The sequence below is a fragment of the Pseudomonas sp. So3.2b genome (assembly GCF_019464415.1).
Classification (GTDB): domain Bacteria; phylum Pseudomonadota; class Gammaproteobacteria; order Pseudomonadales; family Pseudomonadaceae; genus Aquipseudomonas; species Aquipseudomonas shahriarae.
Genome location: NZ_CP080494.1, coordinates 1980395 through 2000296, shown reverse-complemented (window position 1 = coordinate 2000296; position 19902 = coordinate 1980395). Strand labels below are relative to the sequence as shown.

Annotated in this window: 24 protein-coding genes; 2 read left to right on the top strand and 22 right to left on the bottom strand. The window is 61.1% G+C overall.

Translation table 11 applies throughout. From position 1 onward, the window contains the following. Positions 1-43 precede the first annotated feature (43 nt). The 15 genes from phnD to ccmA all read right to left on the bottom strand — a co-directional run bounded on the left by phnD (position 44) and on the right by ccmA (position 11677). Positions 44-1045: a phosphonate ABC transporter substrate-binding protein gene (phnD, locus tag K1X80_RS09040; protein ID WP_115127678.1), complete on the bottom strand. Its 1002-nt coding sequence runs from the start codon at positions 1043-1045 to the stop codon at positions 44-46. A 32-nt stretch (positions 1046-1077) separates the two neighbouring features. After that, complete coding sequence (gene phnC, locus K1X80_RS09035) at positions 1078-1911, bottom strand: phosphonate ABC transporter ATP-binding protein (RefSeq protein ID WP_220172823.1); 834 nt, start codon at positions 1909-1911, stop codon at positions 1078-1080. A 435-nt stretch (positions 1912-2346) separates the two neighbouring features. Continuing rightward, entirely contained in the window at positions 2347-2940 is a 594-nt protein-coding gene (locus K1X80_RS09030; RefSeq protein WP_057958964.1) for a LysE family translocator, read from the bottom strand. Continuing rightward, positions 2941-3108 carry a rubredoxin gene (locus K1X80_RS28500; RefSeq protein ID WP_081044206.1) on the bottom strand — a complete coding sequence of 56 codons (168 nt, stop codon included), beginning with the start codon at positions 3106-3108 and terminating at the stop codon, positions 2941-2943. Positions 3109-3133: 25 nt separating this feature from the next. Then, positions 3134-3952 carry an iron-containing redox enzyme family protein gene (locus K1X80_RS09020; RefSeq protein WP_186625968.1) on the bottom strand — a complete coding sequence of 273 codons (819 nt, stop codon included), beginning with the start codon at positions 3950-3952 and terminating at the stop codon, positions 3134-3136. A 365-nt stretch (positions 3953-4317) separates the two neighbouring features. Then, complete coding sequence (locus tag K1X80_RS09015; RefSeq protein WP_057958962.1) at positions 4318-4713, bottom strand: hypothetical protein; 396 nt, start codon at positions 4711-4713, stop codon at positions 4318-4320. 16 nt (positions 4714-4729) lie between these two features. After that, a complete protein-coding gene (ccmI, locus tag K1X80_RS09010) occupies positions 4730-5923 on the bottom strand; it encodes a c-type cytochrome biogenesis protein CcmI (protein ID WP_057958961.1) in 1194 nt (397 codons plus the stop codon). Continuing rightward, positions 5916-6389, bottom strand: coding sequence for a cytochrome c-type biogenesis protein (locus tag K1X80_RS09005; RefSeq protein WP_057438827.1), 474 nt, complete (start codon positions 6387-6389; stop codon positions 5916-5918). Before K1X80_RS09005 ends, ccmI begins: the two co-directional genes overlap by 8 nt. Further along, positions 6386-6922: a DsbE family thiol:disulfide interchange protein gene (locus tag K1X80_RS09000; protein WP_029292599.1), complete on the bottom strand. Its 537-nt coding sequence runs from the start codon at positions 6920-6922 to the stop codon at positions 6386-6388. Before K1X80_RS09000 ends, K1X80_RS09005 begins: the two co-directional genes overlap by 4 nt. Further along, positions 6919-8907, bottom strand: a complete 1989-nt coding sequence (locus tag K1X80_RS08995; RefSeq protein WP_220172822.1) for a heme lyase CcmF/NrfE family subunit — start codon at positions 8905-8907, stop codon at positions 6919-6921. Before K1X80_RS08995 ends, K1X80_RS09000 begins: the two co-directional genes overlap by 4 nt. 3 nt (positions 8908-8910) lie before the next feature. Then, complete coding sequence (gene ccmE, locus K1X80_RS08990; protein WP_057958959.1) at positions 8911-9366, bottom strand: cytochrome c maturation protein CcmE; 456 nt, start codon at positions 9364-9366, stop codon at positions 8911-8913. Further along, positions 9363-9539: a heme exporter protein CcmD gene (gene ccmD / locus K1X80_RS08985; protein ID WP_029292593.1), complete on the bottom strand. Its 177-nt coding sequence runs from the start codon at positions 9537-9539 to the stop codon at positions 9363-9365. Before ccmD ends, ccmE begins: the two co-directional genes overlap by 4 nt. Beyond that, complete coding sequence (locus tag K1X80_RS08980) at positions 9536-10291, bottom strand: heme ABC transporter permease (protein ID WP_057958958.1); 756 nt, start codon at positions 10289-10291, stop codon at positions 9536-9538. The genes ccmD and K1X80_RS08980 overlap by 4 nt, the downstream gene beginning before the upstream one ends. Before the next feature lie 85 nt (positions 10292-10376). After that, entirely contained in the window at positions 10377-11045 is a 669-nt protein-coding gene (ccmB, locus tag K1X80_RS08975; protein WP_032859085.1) for a heme exporter protein CcmB, read from the bottom strand. Beyond that, positions 11042-11677 (bottom strand): cytochrome c biogenesis heme-transporting ATPase CcmA, encoded by a 636-nt coding sequence (gene ccmA, locus K1X80_RS08970; RefSeq protein WP_057958957.1) that lies wholly within the window; start codon positions 11675-11677, stop codon positions 11042-11044. Before ccmA ends, ccmB begins: the two co-directional genes overlap by 4 nt. Positions 11678-11874: 197 nt before the next feature. Between ccmA and K1X80_RS08965 the strand changes: the two genes are divergently transcribed. Continuing rightward, positions 11875-13446, top strand: a complete 1572-nt coding sequence (locus K1X80_RS08965) for a flagellar hook-length control protein FliK (protein ID WP_186625966.1) — start codon at positions 11875-11877, stop codon at positions 13444-13446. Beyond that, positions 13443-13772: an EscU/YscU/HrcU family type III secretion system export apparatus switch protein gene (locus tag K1X80_RS08960; RefSeq protein ID WP_057438823.1), complete on the top strand. Its 330-nt coding sequence runs from the start codon at positions 13443-13445 to the stop codon at positions 13770-13772. Before K1X80_RS08965 ends, K1X80_RS08960 begins: the two co-directional genes overlap by 4 nt. 628 nt (positions 13773-14400) lie before the next feature. Here K1X80_RS08960 and K1X80_RS08955 read toward each other — a convergent pair. The 7 genes from K1X80_RS08955 to K1X80_RS08925 form a co-directional block, all read right to left on the bottom strand. Then, a complete protein-coding gene (locus tag K1X80_RS08955) occupies positions 14401-14793 on the bottom strand; it encodes a DUF2802 domain-containing protein (protein ID WP_057960232.1) in 393 nt (130 codons plus the stop codon). After that, the gene (locus K1X80_RS08950) at positions 14794-15276 is read right to left on the bottom strand and encodes a chemotaxis protein CheW (RefSeq protein ID WP_032859076.1); all 483 of its coding nucleotides are present in this window, start codon (positions 15274-15276) and stop codon (positions 14794-14796) included. Between the two features lie 75 nt (positions 15277-15351). Further along, on the bottom strand, positions 15352-16152 hold the full coding sequence (locus K1X80_RS08945) for a CheW domain-containing protein (RefSeq protein WP_200661162.1): 801 nt from the start codon (positions 16150-16152) through the stop codon (positions 15352-15354). A gap of 138 nt (positions 16153-16290) precedes the next feature. Then, the gene (locus K1X80_RS08940) at positions 16291-17079 is read right to left on the bottom strand and encodes a ParA family protein (protein WP_057438820.1); all 789 of its coding nucleotides are present in this window, start codon (positions 17077-17079) and stop codon (positions 16291-16293) included. Positions 17080-17130: 51 nt separating this feature from the next. Continuing rightward, positions 17131-18018, bottom strand: a complete 888-nt coding sequence (motD, locus tag K1X80_RS08935; protein WP_057438819.1) for a flagellar motor protein MotD — start codon at positions 18016-18018, stop codon at positions 17131-17133. Between the two features lie 15 nt (positions 18019-18033). Next, complete coding sequence (locus K1X80_RS08930; protein WP_029292570.1) at positions 18034-18774, bottom strand: flagellar motor protein; 741 nt, start codon at positions 18772-18774, stop codon at positions 18034-18036. After that, the gene (locus K1X80_RS08925) at positions 18774-19895 is read right to left on the bottom strand and encodes a chemotaxis response regulator protein-glutamate methylesterase (RefSeq protein WP_057438818.1); all 1122 of its coding nucleotides are present in this window, start codon (positions 19893-19895) and stop codon (positions 18774-18776) included. Before K1X80_RS08925 ends, K1X80_RS08930 begins: the two co-directional genes overlap by 1 nt. Between the last annotated feature and the right edge of the window lie 7 nt (positions 19896-19902).

Here is a 19902-nt window from a genome sequence, read left to right as displayed (position 1 = left end):
CAGGGCAAGCCCGCTCCCACATAGGCCCAGCTCCAACAGGGGGTTAGCCGTTGGCGTCGGGTTTCTTGTCCAGCTCGCTCAGGCGCTGTTGCAGCGTGGCCAGGTCGGCGTCGATCTGCGCCAGCTTCTTGGCTTTATCCGCCTCGGCCAACTTGCTGTCGGCGCTGATGGTGGTGCGCTGCTTGAACAGCTCCAACTGGCGGATCGGCAGCAACTGGTCGTCGTTGGACGCGAGGAACTTGCCCAATTGCATGTTCTTCAACACCGCTTTCTCTGCCTCGGTGTCACCGTAGTTGGCAAAGAAATCGCGGATCTTGGTCTTCTCACTGTCAGTCAGGGCCTTGCTCCACACCATCGGGTCGGCGGGGATCAGCGGCGACTTCCAGATCACCTTGAGTTGCGCGGCCTTGTCCGGCTGGGTCACTTCCAGGCGGTCCCAGCTTTCGGTGTTGAAGGTAGCCACGTCCAACTGCCCCTTGGCCACGCTCAGTGCGTTGACTTCATGACTGGAGTTGAGGGTGCGCTTGAAGGCGGTGCCGGCATCCACGTTGTTCTTGGCGAACACGTAGTAGCCCGGCACCAGGTAGCCGGAGGTGGAGTTTGGGTCGCCATTGCCGAAGGTCAGGTTCTTGGCGTTCTTGAGCATGTCTTCGACGGAGTTGAGCGGGCTGTCCTTGCGCACGATCAGCAGGCTCCAGTAGCCGGCGGCGCCGTTGGCGGCAGCGGTCTGGGCGAAGATCTCGCCGTTGGAGCGGTCCACCGCCTCCATCGCTGCCTTGTTGCCGAGCCAGGCCACATCGACCTTGTTGAAGCGCATGCCCTGGATCAGGCCAGCGTAGTCGGAGGCGAAGGTGGCGTTGATGGTCAGGCCGGTCTTCTTGTGCATGTCATCGAGGAACGGCTGCCAGATGCTCTTGAGATTCTGCGAAGACTCGGTGGACATGATGCCGAAGTTGATGGCCTTGTCAGCGGCCTGGGCATTGCCCAAGGCGACGCTGGCCAACAACACGGCAGACAGGAAAACATGACCGATACGGTTCAACATACAGGCGACTCCTAGGGATCGTGAATGGAGGTTCAAGCGCGGGCCAGGGCCAGGCGCTGGGGAAGTTCGGAACGGCGCGGCGGCTCGGAAAACATCAGGCTGGTGTCGACGTCGGCACCGTACAGATCGTTGAGGAACTGGCTGCTCATCTCGCGGCCCTGCCCGTCGAAATGAATGCGCCCGCCCTTGAGCGCCACGGCCCGTGGGCAATAACGCATGGCGTAATCGACTTGATGCAGGGTCACGACTACGGTCTTGCCGTCGCGGCGGTTGATATCGGCGAGGATCTCCATGACCTTGCGCGCCGACTCCGGGTCCAGGGAGGCAATCGGCTCGTCGGCCAGGATCACTTCGGCACGCTGGGTCAAGGCCCGGGCAATCGCCACGCGCTGCTGCTGGCCACCGGACAGGGTCGAGGCCCGCTGCTGGGCCAGGTCCGCCAGGCCAACCCGCGCCAGGGACTCCATGGCACATTGCTTTTCCTCGGCATTGAACAACCCGAGGTTGCCGCGCCAGCGCGGCATGCGGCCCAGGCAACCAAGCAGCACGTTGTCGATCACACTCAGGCGATTGACCAGGTTGAACTGCTGGAAGATGTAGCCAATATCCGCGCGCAACCGCCGCACCTTGCCATTCAACCGCCCGCTGGCCTGCACCTCTCGGCCCAGCACATTGACGCTGCCGCCGTTGCCCTTGTCGCAACAGGCCAGCCCCGCAAGATGGCGCAACAACGTGGACTTGCCGGAACCGGATGCACCGATCAGGGCAACCATCTCGCCGCTGGCGATGGTGAGTTCGAGGTCGACCAGCGCGGTTTTCTTCGCAAAGGTCTTGTTCAGGTGATCGACATGGATAGCGAGAGTCATGGGCTTCTCTGTCTGGTTTGAACAGCCTTGCGTGGCTGCGTTTGAGTTCAAACGACAGTAGGCGCGGGAGGTGTCAGGGCTATGACTTGCACATGACTGCAGGAGGGCGGTTTGATGAAAGTTTTATGAAAGGTTGGAACAACTGAAGGACAATTCCCATGCATATGAGGATCGCTCCCATGCTCCATGTGGGAATGATCAAAACAGGACTTTCCCTACGGCTCATCATTTAACAGGCACACATCATGCTGGGCGAGCTGTCCGCAGGAGGGCCCAGCCCTGCCGGGTCTCCATTCCTCGGTCGTCGCCCTTTTTCACGCAGCGATATGGCGGCTGTGCGCGGGGCAACTTCGGGTGCGCCGGGGTCCTGGAGTTCGGTCTTCCACATTTGGATTGGAGTTCAAGTCATAAAAAAGGCGACAGGAAAAGGTTCGGTCATCCAACCAAAATACGAACCCCCTGGTATACCGAAAACCCCATCAGGAGGCCCCCGCTGACCCGGTTGAACAAGCTTAGGTTCGGAGGGTCGGGCAAACGCTTTTTGATAAGCCCGCCCCCCACGGCATAAACCATCTGGCCTAGAAATGAACCAGCCAGAAAGCCGATTAAACACCAGTAAAGTCCATACCCTTGAAGGGTAATCCCACTGGCAATGGCGTAAGAAGAAATCGCAACGATGGTGAAAGGACTGGTCAACGTCAGCAAGAAAACAGGGATAAAACCCGCCGCGCTCTTCACCTGTTTTGGTGAGAGGTGTCTTTTGAAAGTCATCGCACCCAGGTAAAAAATATAAGCAATCGCCAACCACGTTAATAGGTGACTGTTTGCCAACCAAACCCCTTCGACTGTCTTCAAGCCTGTAAAGGCGACGGCTGCAAACACTGCATCTGCAACCGCCGCACCTGATGCTCCGGGTACTGCGCTACGTAGGCCATGGGTGATGGACTGCCTAAAAATAATGAAGGCTACGGGTCCAAAACTTAGCGATAAAATTGTGGCAAACGCCGCAGAACTCAGAATTTCTTGCACCTACTCCAAAGCCTCCCTGAACATTTTTTTATTTGCATGGCAATGCGGGCACTTAAAGTCCTCACCTATCTGCTCCCAAGTTGTCCCAGCCACTACATCAGCTAAGGGCTCCCCAGTAAGCTCCGAATAAACATAGTGACAAATTTGACACTCGTAAGATTTTGACATAGCGAAAACCCTTGAACTTATTAATTCAAACAATCGTCAGGCGTTGATTCAACGCAGCAAACATATGTTCAAATCCATCCATAAAGGCCATTGCCCCGCGCATCGCTTGCGGAGCAATACTTGGATTTTTTTCCAAATAAGAAATTATTATTTCTCGCCCTGTCGCTACATGCATAGGTTCGACTTCACAATGAATAGCAAAAAAGGCCAGGACCGGGTCATCTTCACCCCTTAAACCATAGGAGGCTGCGTACCTCTGAAACCCTTTGAGAAAATACTGAAACTCCCGCGACGACGTCATCTCCGATGCGAGATGAAAACCCAATGCCTCGCCTAAAAGTTCAGAGCGGTACGATCGATAGGTGTTATTTCCCATGGCGGTACCCTCCGGAAGAATGTAGTGAGGGTTGAATAATTCAGCATCAGATAAACCCAAGTGGGTCGTCAGCGCCTTGAACATCTGGTGATGGGTTGGCAGCATATGTTTGTTATGTTGATGTAACCCATACTCGTCCACAGATGCGTAGAGAATATGAGCAGCTTTCGCAGTTCCATTCCATCTATCTTCCTTGATCCACTCATCTGTAACCCGTGCAGCCAATGCCACGATACCGGCTGGGACATCTTTGAAAAACGCCCATAGGGTTCCAAAGAACGTGGCCAGTCCCTCATGGCTCAAGGGTTGGGCAGAAAGGATCTCACCAAACCTTTCAAGCTCTCGAAGTGCGCCGTGCCTGATGATTGCACTGGCAATTTCGTTATATCCAGCCTCACATACTCTATATATTTCGTTCTTGTCAGTTCTTTTGGCAGATCCAAACTCGGACGAAGACTCAATATTCATACTTGACTCCCTCTGCACACCCTAAGTTTATAAATCCATTACCCCCTTACCTCCATATAAAAATTATTATCCACGTAGAAAAAATGTCAACCAAGCGAAGAAATATTTCTCATCCCGCTAAAACAGGCGAACCAGAGCCATTCTTTCCAAAACAAAAAAATCCAAGACTACAATTCCGTTTAATATATAAATCTACTCCCACAGACTATTCGCAGGACAAACAAAGAAAACTCCTATTTTAGCGAAGGGTAATTCCTACAACAAATTAAGCAACACCAAAAACAATCATAAAAAAGGCGACCGTTCAAAGGTCGCCTTTAGGAACTCATTCCCACGCAGCGTGGGAACGATCACTCACAGACAGTTCATTTTGCGTACTGCTTGCTCAACCCCGGCGGTACGCCCTGCACATTCGTCTCTTCCCATGGCCCATTCGGGCTGATGGAGCGGCTCCAGCCGTTGCTCCAGCGGTAGTAGGTGCGCTGGCGGTAGAAGGTGTCCGGTTGCTCGTCCAGCACGTACACCTGCATCTTGCCGTCCCAGTGGCTGGCAGCGCCGGGGGGTGGGGCGAAGGTTGGGGACTTGCTGGGCAAGGGCTTGGCGGGGGCGGTGACCGGGCCGGAAGGTTTGGTTGCCGGCTGGGTCGAGGGGCCCGACGGTGGAATGGTCGGGCCCGTAGGGGCTGGAGGTGGCCGATGGACCGCGCAAGCGCTCAAGCCCAAGACCAGGCTGAGCAGGGTGATACGAGCGATGGCGGTCATGGGGATTTCCTCGAAATTATTGATCCGGACTGTCGATGGTCAACTGCTGGGTCGCGGTGGTGCTGCTGGCCAGGGGTTGACTGCGGCCGATCCACTCGCCGGCAGTCGGTTGACCGGCCCGTGAGATGCGCGCAACCAGTTGGACTTCGGGAAAGTTGGACAGTTTCAACTGCGGCATCATCGCATCGGCATCGCCCAGTTCGACGGTCACCGGCAGGTCGGCCACGGTGACACGCTTGGCGGCCAATGGCGCTGGCGGGCCGGAAACGGCGCGGGCGAAGATGAATACGCTGTCAGTCGGCAGAGCGCGGGCTTTGACGTCGGCCGCCAGGTCCACGCGTACTTTCATCACGGCGGTCTTGGCAATTGGCGCGACGGCACCGCCGCCCTCTTTCAACTTCTCGGCCGCGCGGTCGATGCCGCCTTGCAGCGCTGAGCGGGAGTTGTCTTTCTCCGGCAACAAGGCCAACAGACGGTTCCAGTAGTCGATGGCTTCCTGGTAACGCTGCCCTTCAAAGGCGGCGATGCCCAACAGGCCAAGGCTGGTGACTTCCTTCGGGTCGAGTTTCAACGCTTCGTCAGTCAGGGCCTGAAGCTGCGGCGACCACTGTTTGTTGTTGGCAAAGTACTGCGCCTGGGCCCACTGCCCGAGCAACTCGGGCTGGCGACCGGCCAGGGCCACGGTGCGCTCGAAGACCTTGGCCGCGTCGGCCGAACGATCCTGGGCCATGTAGGCGCGACCCAGGAAGTACAAGCCTTCGGCCGAATCCGGTTGCGCCGCCGCAGCCCGTTCCAGGCGCTGGGTCATGTCGGCAAGGGATACCGGCGGCTGGGCGAATTCGCGGGTCAGTTCAACCTTGTCGATGGCGCCGTAATGCAAGTACAGCCCCAGGCCCAACACCGGCACCAGCACGGCGGCCAGCAGTGGCAGCGGCTTGCCCAGGCGCGATTCGCGGGGCTTTTCCACGCCTTCGGTATCGGCCAGCAATTCACGGGCGGCTTCGGCGCGGCCGGTATCGAGTTGCGCCGCGTTGAGCACGCCTTCGCTTTGTTGGGTTTGCAGTTCAGCAACACGTTCCTGATACAGCGCGACGTTCAACGCGGTGCGGTCTTCTTCACGCTGGGCGCGACGTACGCGCAACACCGGGATCAACAGGAAACTCAAGGCAACCAGGAGCAGCAGGCCAGCTGCGAGCCAGAAATCAATCATCAGTTTTTTTGTCCAGCAGTTGGTCGAGGCGTTGGCGCTCTTGGGCAGATAGCGCATCAGAACCATCGGTAGGCGCCGCACGGCGACGGCGGACGATCACGGCCATGACCACCAGGCCACCCAGCAACAGGGCGGCGGGGCCAAACCAGAGCAAGGCGGTCTTGCTGGTCAGCGCCGGCTTGTAGCGGACAAAATCACCATAGCGATCGACCATGAAGTCGATGATCTGCTGATTGTCCTTGCCCTCGCCCAGCATGCGGAAGATCTCTTTGCGCAGGTCGGCGGCAATCGGTGCGTTGGAGTCGGCGATGTCCTGGTTCTGGCACTTGGGGCAGCGCAGTTCCTTGGTCAGCTCGCGGAAACGCTCACGGTCGCCATCGCGGGCAAACTCGTAGGTGTCGATGGCGGCATGGGCCACGCCCACCAGGCCCAGGGCCAGTACTGCGGCGGTCAACCAACGCTTCATGGCTTGGCCTCATCCACCAGGGCCTGGTACTTGGCCGCCAGTTGTTCGCGCCAGACCACTTCGTCGATCACCCCCACGAACTTGTCGCGGATCACGCCCTTGGCGTCGATAAAGAAGGTTTCCGGGGCACCGTAGACGCCGAGGTTCAGGCCCAGGTTGCCGTCTTCATCGCGCACGTCCAATTGGTACGGGTTGTGGAATTCCGCCAGCCACTTCAAGGCCGCTGCATTGTCGTCCTTGTAGTTGATGCCGTAGATCACCACGCCCTTCTCCGCCAGCTTGTTCAGCACCGGGTGTTCCACGCGGCAAGAGATGCACCAAGTGGCCCACACGTTGACCAGAGCCGGCTTGCCGATCAGGTCTGCCTGGGTCAGGGTTTTATCGCCCTGCACCGTAGGCAACGAGAACGCCGGGAACGGCTTGCCGATCATCGCCGACGGCAGCTCGGCCGGGTCCAGGTACAGGCCGCGATACAAAAACACCGCGACCAGCAGAAACAACGCCAGTGGCAATACCATCAACCAACGCTTCATACCGCAGCTCCCTGCATGCCGAGGGCTTCACGCACCCGGCTCTTGACCTTGACCCGGTAACGCCGGTCCATCGCTGCCAGCAAACCACCGAAGCCGGTCAGCAGGCCGCCGAACCAGATCCAGCGCACAAACGGCTTGACGTGGACCCGCACGGCCCAGGCGCCCTCGCCCAGGGGTTCGCCCAAGGCGACATACAGGTCACGGGTGAACCCGGCGTCGATCCCGGCTTCGGTCATCATCGAGCTCTGTACGGTGTACAGGCGTTTTTCCGGGTGCAGCACGGCGATTTGCTTGCCGTTGCGCAGCACACGCACGGTGCCTTTGTCGGAGGTGAAGTTCGGCCCTTCGAAGTGCTTGGCGCCTTCAAAGACGAACTGGTAGCCGGCCAGGTCCATGGACTCGCCAGGGGCCAGGCGCAGGTCGCGCTCGGCGCTGTTCTGGCTGGACAGCACCACGCCCAGGGCGCACACGGCGATGCCAATGTGCGCGATCTGCATGCCCCAGTAGCTGCGCGTCAGGGTGGGCAGGCCTTTGATCAGGCCCTTGTGCCGGGTCTTGTCGAAGATATCGCGCACGCCGGCCAGCAACACCCAGGCCGCGAGCATAAAGGTGGCGAGCACTGCCCAGTTGAAGTCGCCGTAGGCAATCCCGGCAACCACCGACAGTGCAGCACTGCCCAGCAGCACGGGGATCAACATGCCCAGCAGCCATTTGACCGGGGTGTCTTTCCAGCGCACCAGCACGCCGATGGCCATTACCACCATCAGCAGGCCCATCAACGGGATGAACAATGCGTTGAAGTACGGCGGGCCGACCGACAGCTTGGCGCCGGTCAGGGCATCGAGCACCAGCGGATACAAAGTGCCCAGCAGGATCATCGAGGCCGCAACGATCAGCACCAGGTTATTACCCAGCAGCAGGGTTTCCCGCGACCACAGGTTGAAGCCGACGTGGCTCTTGACCACCGGCGCGCGCAGGGCAAACAGAGTCAGCGAACTACCGACTACACAGAGCAGGAAGATCAGGATGAACACACCGCGCTCAGGGTCGGCGGCGAACGCGTGCACCGAGGTCAGCACGCCGGAACGCACGAGGAACGTGCCCAGCAGGCTCAGGGAGAAGGCGGCAATGGCCAGCAACACGGTCCAGCTCTTGAACACGCCGCGTTTTTCGGTGACGGCCAGGGAGTGGATCAGCGCCGTGCCCACCAGCCAGGGCATGAAGGAGGCGTTTTCCACCGGGTCCCAGAACCACCAGCCGCCCCAGCCGAGTTCGTAATAGGCCCACCACGAGCCCAGGGTGATGCCGATGCCGAGGAAGGCCCAGGCGACGATGGTCCATGGCCGCGACCAGCGCGCCCAGGCGGCGTCGAGACGCCCGCCGAGCAAGGCGGCGATGGCAAAGGCGAAGGCCACGGAGAAGCCCACATAGCCCATGTACAGCATCGGCGGGTGGACGATCAGGCCGATATCCTGCAGCAACGGGTTGAGGTCGCGACCGTCCATGGGAATCTGCGGCAGGATCCGCTCGAACGGGTTGGAGGTCATGATCAGGAACAGCAAAAAGCCGATGCTGATCATGCCCATCACCGCCAGCACCCGCGCCAGCATGACTTGCGGCAACTGCCGGGAGAACACCGACACGGCAAAGGTCCAGCCGCCGAGGATCAGGGCCCACAACAGCAGGGAGCCTTCGTGGGCGCCCCACACGGCGCTGAACTTGTAGTACCAGGGCAAGGCGCTGTTGGAGTTGCTGGCCACATAGGCGACGGAAAAGTCGTCGGTCATAAAAGCGTACGTCAGGCAACCGAAGGCGAACGCCAGGAACGCGAACTGGCCCCAGGCGGCGGGCTGCGCCAAGCTCATCCACAGCCGGTCGCCGCGCCAGGCGCCCAGCAGCGGGACGATGGCCTGGACGATGGCAAAGCACAGGGCGAGGATCATCGCCAATTGGCCCAACTCGGGAATAAACAATGTAGAGGTCATTGCTTAACCCTCCTTGGCTGGGGTGGGCGCGGATTGGCCGCTGTCTTTGAGGGCCTTGGTCACTTCCGGCGGCATGTATTTTTCATCGTGCTTGGCCAACACTTCATCGGCCACCACCACGCCCTGGGCGTTGATTTTGCCCAAGGCAACGATGCCCTGCCCTTCGCGGAACAGGTCCGGGAGGATGCCGCGGTAGGTGATGGTCACGGATTTGTTGAAGTCGGTAACCACGAAGGTCACGTCCAGGGAGTCGCCGGAGCGCTTCAGGGAGCCGGCCTCGACCATGCCACCGGCACGGATCCGCGTGTCTTGCGGCGCTTCGCCATTGGCGATCTGGGTCGGGGTATAGAACAGGTTGATGTTCTGCTGCAGGGCACTCAAGGCCAGGCCTACGGCTAACCCGACGCCCACCAGGATGGCAAGGATGATCAACAGACGCTTTCTACGCAGCGGATTCACTTATCGGTCTCCCGGCGCAGACGACGCGCCTCTTGTTGCAGGTAACGCTTGCGGGCCAGGATCGGCGCAACAACGTTGAGGGCCAGGACTGCCAGGCTGATGCCATAGGCTGTCCAGACGTACAGGCCGTGGTGGCCCATGGCGAGAAAATCACTGAAAGAGGCGAAACTCATCCACGGGCTCCCAGGCTGTTTTGCACTTCGACCTTGACCCAACTGGCGCGGGCTTCACGCTTGAGCACTTCGAGGCGCATGCGCATCAGCAACACTGCGCCGAAGAAGCAGTAGAAGCCCAGGACCATCAGCAGCAGCGGCGCCCACATTTCCACGGGCATCGCCGGTTTTTCAGTGAGGGTGAAGGTGGCGCCCTGGTGCAGGGTGTTCCACCACTCCACCGAGTACTTGATGATCGGGATATTGATCACACCGACAATCGCCAGCACCGCGCAGGCCTTGGCGGCGCTGTCACGATTGCTGATCGCGTTGCCCAGGGCAATCAGACCGAAGTACAGAAACAGCAGAATCAACATGGACGTTAGTCGCGCATCCCAGACCCACCACGAGCCCCAGGTCGGTTTGCCCCAGATTGCCCCGGTGAGCAGCGCCACCGCGGTCATCCACGCACCGATGGGCGCCGCGCATTGCAGGGCGACGTCGGCCAGCTTCATCTTCCACACCAGCCCGACAATGCCGCACACCGCGAGCATCACGTAGCAGGACTGGGCCAGCAGCGCGGCGGGCACGTGGATATAGATGATGCGAAAGCTGTTGCCCTGCTGGTAGTCCGGTGGCGCGAAGGCCAGGCCCCAGACCAGGCCGATACCGATCAGCAGGAAGGCGGCGACGGCGAGCCAGGGCAGCATTTTGCCGCTGATCCCGTAGAACCACTTGGGCGAGCCGAGCTTGTGAAACCAGGTCCAGTTCATTGCTGTTTCCATCACGGTTGCTTCTTGTCGTTGCAAGAAGCTTAGGGTCTTTACTGACGCAGTGAAAATACCGGGTCAGACCTCATTATTCGCCGACGCTGATCTTCAGGCCGGCCGCTATAGCAAAGGGTGTCAGGGTTACCGCCAGGGCGGTCAGGCTGCCAAGCCACAAGAGGTAACCGGTCGCCGGCATCCCCATGAGCGCGGCCTGCAAGGCGCCGCTGCCCAGGATCAATACCGGGATATACAAAGGCAGAATCAGCAAGGCCAGCAACAGCCCCCCACGTTTCAGGCCCACCGTCAGTGCTGCACCCACCGCCCCCAGCAGGCTCAGCACCGGAGTGCCTAGCAACAACGAGGCCAGCAAGACGGGCAGGCATTCGGCGGGCAGGCCCAGCATCATCGCCAGCAGCGGTGCGAGCAGGACCAGCGCCAGGCCGGAGAAGGCCCAGTGTGCCAGTACCTTGGCCAGAACCAGAAGAGGCAGAGGGTGCGACGAAAGGACCCACTGTTCAAGGGAACCATCTTCGAAATCACTGCGAAACAGCCCGTCCAGCGAGAGCAGGACGGACAAAAGGGCCGCGACCCACACCAGTCCCGGAGACAAGGTTTGCAACAGTTTAGTCTCGGGACCGACCGCCAACGGGAACAACGCGATGACAATCGCGAAGAACACCAGCGGGTTGGCCAGTTCAGCCGGGCGGCGACACAGCAAACGGGCTTCGCGGGCGACCAACAGGGCAAATACACTCATACCGACCACCGTCCCAGGTCCAGGTCGCGGTAACCGGCAGGCATGCGGGTCAAGGTGTGGTGGGTAGTGAGGACCACCATGCCGCCTTGCTCGCAGTGCCGGGCCAGGTGTTCTTCGAGCTGCGCCACGCCCTGCTTGTCGAGGGCGGTGAAGGGTTCGTCGAGGATCCACAACGGCGGGCCCTCCAGGTACAGGCGGGCCAGGGCCACCCGGCGCTGCTGGCCGGCCGACAGGGTATGGCACGGCACATCTTCGAAGCCCTTGAGCCCGACGGCCGCCAGGGCGTGCCAGATGGATGCGCGCGAGGCCGGATGATGCAGGGCGCTGAGCCAACTGAGGTTCTCTTCGGCCGTCAGCACATCCTTGATCCCCGCAGCGTGGCCGATCCACACCAGATTGCGCGCCAGCTCCGTGCGTTGCTCTTGCAGCGGCTTGCCATTGAGGCGCACCTGGCCTGCCGTGGGCTGCATCAAACCGGCCAGCAGGCGCAGCAGGCTGGTCTTGCCACTGCCGTTGGGGCCGCTGATCTGCACCATGTCGCCCGCCGACAGCCGCAACTCGAGGTGTTCGAACAGCATCCGCAGGTCTCGCTCACAGGCAAGCGCAACGGCTTCAAGTAGGGGGCTGGTCACAAGATCGCGGGCCTTTACGGTTCAAGTCGGCGGTGGAACGGCCGTTAAAGAGATGCACAATAACTGCATTGGCGGCCTGTTTTAGAGAGCTGGATCAATCAGTTGAGATGTTTTTGACCCGCTCTTTGAAGACGGGCGGCATTATACATGTGATGCCCTACTCTAAAGAGGGCAATTTCCTTGAGACGGCGGCCACGATGACCGGTGACATCAACCTTCCGACCCTGCCCCCTGCCCCGGCTTCCGGGCCCAGGCCTGCGCCTGCGGTGGGCGAACTGCTGAAACTGCTGGAGCCGCAGACAGGGTTGATCGACGCCGGCAAAACCGTGAACGCCGAGGTCCTGGCGCTCAAGCAAGGCGGTGAAGCCTTTCAGCTGTTGCTCAAGCTGACCCTTGAAGGTGGCCGGCAAACCCTGGTGCAGGCCGCGAGCAGCCAGCCACTGCCCCTGGGCAGCAATGTGGCGGTGAGCCAGACGGCATCGGGCGACCTGGCGATCAGCCTGCAGCAGGCCCTCAGCGCCAATGTCGCCGCCCTGACCCGCATCGACACCCACCAGTTGCCGGTGGGCACCTTGCTCCAGGCCAAGGTGCTGACCTCGCAGATGCTGCCCCAGGGCGCCGGGCAACCGGCGTTATACCGTTCGCTGGTGTCGGTGCTCAACAACGCCCTGAGCGGTACCACCCTGACCCTGGAAAGCCCGCAGCCGCTGCGCGTCGGTAGCTTGTTGAGTGCCGTGGTGCAGGGTGCGCAGACCCTGGATTTCGTGCCCCTGAGCGGGCTGCGCGATCAACTGGCGGTCAGCCAGCAACTGGCCGCCCAGCAAAGCCGCCAGGCCTCACTGGAGGGCGTGTTCAATGCCCTGAAAAACCTGCCCGATGACACCTCCGCGCAATTGCGCGCCGCCGTCGATCGCCTGCTGGCCGGGCTGCCGGATGTGGCGCAGGTCAGCAACCCCAAGGTGCTGGCGCAACTGCTGCACAACAGCGGCGTGTTCCTTGAAGCCAAGCTGCTGGCCGGGCAAAACCCGCAAGTGCCGCCGCTGGATATGAAAGGCAGCCTGCTGCGCCTGGTCAACGAATTGCTACCCGCCCTGCCCGCCAACACCAACCTCAACGCGATCCTGGCCGCCAATACCCTGGCGCAGATGCTGCCCAGCTTTGTCCGCAGCCCGCTGGGTACCCTCGGCCAGGTGGGCGCCCGCAACGCCCCGGGCGGCTTCCCATTGCCGGAGCGCCTGCTGCAGCGCCTGGACGGTGAAAACAGCCTGGAAACCCTGCTGCGCCTGGCCGCCGGCGCCATCTCGCGCTTGCAGAGCCATCAACTGTCGAGCCTGGAACAGAGTGGCACCACCGCCGATGGCCGCCTGCAAACCACCTGGCAACTGGAAATCCCCATGCGCACCTTGCAAGACATCGTGCCGCTGCAGGTCAAGTTCCAGCGCGAAGAGCCGGCGCCGGACAAGGACGAGCCGGAACGCAAGATCGAACGCGACGCGAAGAAGATGCTGTGGCGCGTGGAACTGGCCTTCGACATGGAGCCCCTGGGCCCCTTGCAGGTCCAGGCACAATTGAGCCAGGGCAAACTGTCCAGCCAGCTATGGGCCACCCGCCCCTACACCGCCAGCCTGATCGAAAGCCACCTGGGCAGCCTGCGCGAGCGCCTGGTGTCGTCGGGCCTCAATGTCGGCGACCTCGACTGCCACCTCGGCACCCCGCCCCGCGGGCCAAAGACCGGGCTGGAACAACGCTGGGTGGATGAAACCGCATGAAAAACCCCAACCCACCACGCCAGGCCATCGCCCTCAAATACGACGGCAAAGCCGCCCCCGCCCTGACCGCCAAAGGCGACGACGCCCTGGCCGAAGCCATCCTGAAGTTGGCGCGCGAACATGAAGTCCCGATTTATGAAAATGCCGAGCTGGTGAAACTGCTGGCGCGCATGGAGTTGGGTGACAGCATTCCCGAAGAGCTGTACCGCACCATCGCCGAGATTATTGCGTTTGCCTGGACGCTCAAAGGCAAGTTCCCCGCGGGGTATGACCCGAATGCCGAGCCAATGGAGCGGGATGTGACGGCGCGCGGGGATGATTACTGACGTTTCGAGGATGCACACAGATCAAAAAATGTGGGAGCGGGCTTGCTCGCGAAAGCGGTGGGTCAGTCGGTACATGTATTGACTGACCCACCGCTTTCGCGAGCAAGCCCGCTCCCACATGGGAACTGCGGCGGGTGCTGGAAGTGGGGGCGGTAAAAATAAGTGTGGGCTGGCTTGCCTGCTCCCACATTTGAATCAATACAGTGTCAGCTTTTGTGCAACTCCCACATTGGAACTGCGGCGAGTGCTGGAAGTAGGGGCGACAAAAAACAAGTGTGGGAGCTGGCTTGCCTGCGATGGCGGTGGGTCAGTCGGTACAGCCTTGGCTGACACACCGCCATCGCGGGCAAGCCCGCTCCCACATTTGAATCAGTAGAGTGTCAGCTTTTGTGCAACTCCCACATTGGAACTGCGGCGAGTGCTGGAAGTGGGGGCGACAAAAAACAAGTGTGGGAGCTGGCTTGCCTGCGATGGCGGTGGGTCAGTCGGTACATGTATTGACTGATCCACCGCTTTCGCGAGCAAGCCCGCTCCCACATGGGAACTGCGGCGGGTGCTGGAAGTGGGGGCGGTAAAAAACAAGTGTGGGAGCTGGCTTGCCTGCTCCCACATTTGAATCAGTACAGTGTCAGCTTTTGTGCAACTTGCTCATCAACTGTGCCTCGGCCTGGGTCAGGCCGCAGGATTGGGTCAGTTCGTCCACCGTAGCGCCCATGCCCACCAGTTTTGCCGCCTGGGCAAAAGACAGGTTGGCCGGGTCGCGCTGTTCCAGTGCCGACAGTTTGTCGGGCAACGGGGCGAGGATGGCGCGCAGTTCGTGCACGTCCTCCCCTACCCGTACGGCGCTTTGCTGGTAGTTGTCCACGCGCTTGGCCATCTCGCGCAGGCGCTGGTCGCGCACGGCGTCGCGCTCGGCCTGTTGCAAGGCCAATTCGCGTTGCTGGCGCATATGGCGCAGCAATACCACTACAGTCCCGATCCACAGCAGGGCCAGGACGATTACCGCTACCTCAAGCATCAATCAGATGTTCTCCAGGTCCGACCACTCTTCTTCGCTCATCATCTTGTCCAGCTCAACCAGGATCAGCAGCTCGCCGTTCTTGTTGCACACACCCTGGATGAACTTGGCCGATTCTTCGTTGCCGACATTCGGCGCGGTCTCGACTTCCGATTGGCGCAGGTAAACCACTTCGGCCACGCTGTCGACCATGATCCCGACCACTTGCTTGTCGGCTTCGATGATGACGATACGCGTGTTGTCGTTGACTTCAGTCGGCATCAGGCCAAAACGCTGGCGCGTGTCGATCACGGTCACCACGTTGCCGCGCAGGTTGATGATGCCCAGCACGTAGCTCGGCGCACCCGGCACTGGCGCGATTTCGGTGTAGCGCAGCACTTCCTGCACGCGCATCACGTTGATGCCGTAAGACTCGTTGTCCAGCTTGAAGGTTACCCATTGCAGAATCGGATCATCCAAACCCTGTGCGGACGCTGACTTATTCATACCCCTGACCCCTTCAAATACCGTTGATAACGGCGTGTGTTCTTCTTTGGCAGCACCGTGGTACTGCGCCTCTTATCAAGTACGTTTGTTACCTGGCAGATCTTTTACCGCGCCGCTGGCTATCAGCTCCGCCAATTCGGCGACATCCAGCAGCGCGCACATATGTTCGATCACGGTGCCCGCCAGCCATGGCCGCTGGCCACGGTGGCTGCGCCATTTGATTTCATTGGGGTCCAGGCGCAGCGAACGGCTGACCTGATGCACCGCCAGCCCCCATTCGTAGCCCTGCACCGAGATCACGTATTGCAGGCCCTGGCGGAAATCGTCGCGATAGCGGTCGGGCATCACCCAGCGCGCAGTATCCAGCACCTTGAGGTTGCCGGCCTGGCTCGGCAGGATCCCGAGGAACCACTCCGGCTGGCCAAACAACGGCGTCAATTCCTGGCCTTCCAGGGAGTAAATCGACCCCAGGCACACCAGCGGCACCGCCAGCGTCAACCCGGCCACATCGAACAGCAGGCATTCGAACGACTCGGCAGCCCACGCTGGCCGACCATCGGTTTCCACCGGTGGCGGCGTAATGCTCGGCGGTCGATGCACCTCGGCCACCGGCGGCACCAGCACCAAGGGTGCGGGCGCTTCCACGGCCGCGACGGCGACAGGCACCGCCAACGCATCACGGGCCTGCTCTTCGAGGACCGCCAGTTGAAACTCATCCAGGCTGGCTTCAGCCTCGACCACAGGCACCGCCAGGACTTCATCCAGCACCAGGATCGGCTCGGGCAGCACTTCCTCGGTCGCATCCTGCAACAGTGCGTCCAGGTAGGACTGCAGCGCCAGTTGCGGCCGGGTCTTGATATCGACAGGACGATTCATCTGTATGCCCACGCGCGCGCACCGTTAACCGTGTATTCAAAGGTTATCGGCCTGCCCGCGCTCGGACTTGAATCAAAAGTCCGTGACATCAGGCAAAACCCATCGCGGGCAAGACTCGCTCCTACAGGGTTGTTCATTTCACGCCACCTGCGCCACAAGTTGCTGGGCCAGCAGATGCTTGAGCAAGGCGCGGTACGCCAGCACGCCACGGCTTTTGCCATCGAATTGCGAGGGCGCGAGGCCGGCGCGGCTGGCGTCACGCAAGCGCGTGTCCACCGGGATGTAGCCTTGCCAGATGGTCTCGGGGTAAGCATCGCGCAGTACGCGCAGGGTGCCGAGGGAGGCCTGGGTGCGACGGTCGAACAGGGTCGGCACGATGCTGAACGGCAACGCCTGTTTGCGCGAACGGTTGATCATCGCCAGGGTATTGACCATGCGCTCCAGGCCCTTGACCGCCAAGTGCTCGGTCTGCACCGGGATCACCAGCTGCTGGCTGGCCGCCAGGGCATTGACCATCAGTACGCCGAGCAATGGCGGGCTGTCGATGATGGCGTAGTCGAAGTCCTGCCACAGTTGCGCCAGGCTCTTGGCGATCACCAGGCCCAGGCCGCTCTGCCCCGGCGACTGGCGCTCGAGGGTGGCCAGGGCGGTGCTGGAGGGCAACAGGGAAATCTTCTCGTTGCTGGTGGGCAGCAGCAGTTGCCCGGGCAAGCCTGCGGGGACGCTGCCCTTGTGCAGGAACAGGTCAAAGCAGCTGTGTTCCAGGGCATCGGGGTCGTAGCCGAAATAGCTGGTCATCGAGCCATGGGGATCCAGGTCGACAATGACCACGCGCTTGCCCGCCTCGGCCAGCAGGCCGGCTAAGGCGATGGAGGTGGTGGTCTTGCCGACCCCACCTTTTTGATTGGCAACTGCCCAGACTCTCATTCGGATTGTTCCTCCCGGCAGGCACTGGCTCGACCGAGAAATAGCACGAGGTTATAGAGCCGGTGACAGAGAATTGACGGCACTCTCACGAACCGGCGGCTTTACGGGCGTCGGTGCAGTTTGTGTGCCAGCCCGCTTCATTGCAGCATCAGGTTGTGCATTGGCCGCACCGGTAGCAGTCAGGCTGCGCCGCACATCGAGGTTGCGCGACACCACCAACACTACCCGCCGGTTGCGCGCGCGACCTTCGGCCGTCGCATTATTGGCCACCGGCTGGAATTCGCCGTACCCCACCGACGCCAGGCGCCCGGGGTTCACACCCTGCATAGCCAGCATGCGCACGATGCTCGCCGAGCGCGCCGACGACAGTTCCCAGTTGGTGGGAAATTGCGCGGTATGGATCGGCTGGTCATCGGTAAAGCCTTCGACGTGGATCGGGTTGTCGAAGGGTTTGAGGATGGCCGCCACCTTGTCGATGATGCTGAAGGCTATGTCGCTGGGGATGGCATCGGCGCTGGCGAACAGCAGGCTGGAGTTAAGCTCGATCTCCACCCACAACTCATTGCCACGAATGGTCATCTGGTTGGAGCTGATCAGGTCGCCAAACGCCGCGCTGATATCGTCGGCGATGCTCTTGAGCGGGTCGCTGCCGCCACTGATGCCGGCGTCGGTCTCGTCGCTGTCCTTGACCAGCGGTTTGGCCGGGGTGGTGGTCTTGGGCCGTTCGTCGCCAATGGGAATCGGTTTGAGGGCCCGGTCCGAATCGGTAAATACGCCTACCAGGGCTTCGGAGATAACCTTGTACTTGCCTTCGTTGATCGAGGAAATGGAGTACATCACCACAAAAAAGGCGAACAGCAAGGTGATGAAGTCGGCGTAGGACACCAGCCAGCGTTCATGATTGACGTGCTCTTCAGGCTCGCGGCGGCGACGGCTCACAGGCAATACCCCCCATCAATCCATGAAGCCCTGGAGCTTCAATTCAATGGAGCGCGGGTTCTCACCCTCGGCAATCGACAGGATGCCCTCCAGCAGCATTTCCCGGTAACGGGACTGGCGCATGGCAATGGATTTGAGCTTGCTGGCAATCGGCAGCAGCAACAGGTTGGCACTGGCCACGCCATAGATGGTGGCGACGAACGCCACGGCAATGCCGCTGCCCAGTTGCGAGGGGTCGGCCAGGTTGCCCATCACGTGGATCAAGCCCATCACCGCACCGATGATGCCGATGGTCGGCGCGTAGCCGCCCATGCTTTCAAAGACTTTGGCCGCGTTGATATCGCGGCTTTCCTGGGTGTAGAAGTCCACTTCGAGGATGCTGCGGATGGCTTCCGGCTCGGCGCCGTCCACCAGCAGTTGCAGGCCTTTGCGTGCGTAGCTGTCGGGTTCGGCATCGGCCACGCCTTCCAGGCCCAGCAGGCCCTCCTTGCGCGCGGTGAGGCTCCAGTTGACCACGCGGTCGATACCGCCGGCCAGGTCCACGCGTGGCGGGAAAATGATCCACACCAGGATCTGCATCGCCCGCTTGAATGAGCTCAGGGGCGACTGCAACAGCGCCGCGCCGACGGTGCCGCCGATCACGATCAGCGCCGCCGGACCGTTGGCCAGCGCGCCAAGATGGCCGCCTTCCAGGTAGTTGCCACCGATAATGGCGACAAACGCCAGAAGGATCCCAACCAGGCTCAACACATCCATCAGTGACAGGCCTCCACCAGGTGCTTGCCGATGTCATCCAGGCTGTAGACCGCGTCGGCCAGGTCGGCCTTGACGATAGCCATGGGCATGCCATAGATCACGCAACTGGCTTCGTCCTGGGCCCAGATCGAGCTACCGCCCTGCTTGAGCAGGCGCGCGCCTTCACGACCGTCGGCGCCCATGCCGGTGAGGACCACCGCCAGAACTTTGTCACCGTAGGACTTGGCCGCCGAACCGAAGGTGATATCCACGCACGGCTTGTAGTTCAGGCGCTCGTCACCCGGCAGGATTTTCACCGCGCCGCGACCGTCGACCATCATTTGCTTGCCACCGGGGGCCAGCAACGCCAGGCCCGGGCGCAGGATGTCGCCGTCTTCGGCTTCCTTGACGCTGATGCGGCACAGCTTGTCCAGGCGCTCGGCAAAGGCCTTGGTGAACGCGGCGGGCATATGCTGGATCAACACGATCGGCGCAGGGAAGTTGGCCGGCAACTGGGTCAAGACGCGCTGCAAGGCCACCGGGCCGCCAGTGGACGTGCCAATGGCCACCAGCTTGTAGGCCTTGCGCTTGGGCGCGGGCGACGACGCACTGGGCGCCGGCGCACGCGTCGGGGCCACGGCAGGCCGTGCCACAGGGGCAGGAGCCGGGCGCCCGAAACTGCTGCTGGTCGGTGCCGGCGCCGGTACCGGGGCGGGAGCCACCGGCGCGCGGAAGCTGCTGCGGTTGCTGCGCGAGATGCTGTGCACCTTCTCGCAGAGCATCTGCTTGACCTTTTCCGGGTTGCGCGAGATGTCTTCGAAATTCTTCGGCAGAAAGTCCACGGCGCCAGCGTCCAGCGCGTCGAGGGTCACCCGGGCGCCTTCGTGGGTCAGCGACGAGAACATCAAGACCGGGGTCGGGCAACGCTGCATGATGTGGCGCACGGCGGTGATGCCATCCATCATCGGCATCTCGTAGTCCATGGTGATCACGTCCGGCTTCAATGCCAGGGCCTGATCAATCGCCTCTTTGCCATTGGTGGCCGTACCGACCACCTGGATGTTGGAATCCGCTGAAAGAATTTCCGAGACGCGGCGGCGGAAGAAACCCGAATCGTCCACCACCAGAACCTTGACTACCATAACCACT

Coding starts and splice junctions, on each gene's coding strand:
- K1X80_RS09020 (WP_186625968.1), bottom strand. CDS start 3,952: ATGAATATTGAGTCTTCGTCCGAGTTTGGATCTGCCAAAAGAACTGAC.
- K1X80_RS28500 (WP_081044206.1), bottom strand. CDS start 3,108: ATGTCAAAATCTTACGAGTGTCAAATTTGTCACTATGTTTATTCGGAG.
- K1X80_RS09005 (WP_057438827.1), bottom strand. CDS start 6,389: ATGAAGCGTTGGTTGACCGCCGCAGTACTGGCCCTGGGCCTGGTGGGC.
- K1X80_RS08945 (WP_200661162.1), bottom strand. CDS start 16,152: ATGAATCGTCCTGTCGATATCAAGACCCGGCCGCAACTGGCGCTGCAG.
- K1X80_RS08965 (WP_186625966.1), top strand. CDS start 11,875: ATGACCGGTGACATCAACCTTCCGACCCTGCCCCCTGCCCCGGCTTCC.
- ccmD (WP_029292593.1), bottom strand. CDS start 9,539: ATGAGTTTCGCCTCTTTCAGTGATTTTCTCGCCATGGGCCACCACGGC.
- K1X80_RS09015 (WP_057958962.1), bottom strand. CDS start 4,713: ATGACCGCCATCGCTCGTATCACCCTGCTCAGCCTGGTCTTGGGCTTG.
- ccmI (WP_057958961.1), bottom strand. CDS start 5,923: ATGATTGATTTCTGGCTCGCAGCTGGCCTGCTGCTCCTGGTTGCCTTG.
- phnD (WP_115127678.1), bottom strand. CDS start 1,045: ATGTTGAACCGTATCGGTCATGTTTTCCTGTCTGCCGTGTTGTTGGCC.
- phnC (WP_220172823.1), bottom strand. CDS start 1,911: ATGACTCTCGCTATCCATGTCGATCACCTGAACAAGACCTTTGCGAAG.
- K1X80_RS08930 (WP_029292570.1), bottom strand. CDS start 18,774: ATGGATGTGTTGAGCCTGGTTGGGATCCTTCTGGCGTTTGTCGCCATT.
- K1X80_RS08960 (WP_057438823.1), top strand. CDS start 13,443: ATGAAAAACCCCAACCCACCACGCCAGGCCATCGCCCTCAAATACGAC.
- K1X80_RS08980 (WP_057958958.1), bottom strand. CDS start 10,291: ATGAACTGGACCTGGTTTCACAAGCTCGGCTCGCCCAAGTGGTTCTAC.
- K1X80_RS09000 (WP_029292599.1), bottom strand. CDS start 6,922: ATGAAGCGTTGGTTGATGGTATTGCCACTGGCGTTGTTTCTGCTGGTC.
- K1X80_RS08950 (WP_032859076.1), bottom strand. CDS start 15,276: ATGAATAAGTCAGCGTCCGCACAGGGTTTGGATGATCCGATTCTGCAA.
- ccmB (WP_032859085.1), bottom strand. CDS start 11,045: ATGAGTGTATTTGCCCTGTTGGTCGCCCGCGAAGCCCGTTTGCTGTGT.
- K1X80_RS08940 (WP_057438820.1), bottom strand. CDS start 17,079: ATGAGAGTCTGGGCAGTTGCCAATCAAAAAGGTGGGGTCGGCAAGACC.
- K1X80_RS08925 (WP_057438818.1), bottom strand. CDS start 19,895: ATGGTAGTCAAGGTTCTGGTGGTGGACGATTCGGGTTTCTTCCGCCGC.
- K1X80_RS08995 (WP_220172822.1), bottom strand. CDS start 8,907: ATGACCTCTACATTGTTTATTCCCGAGTTGGGCCAATTGGCGATGATC.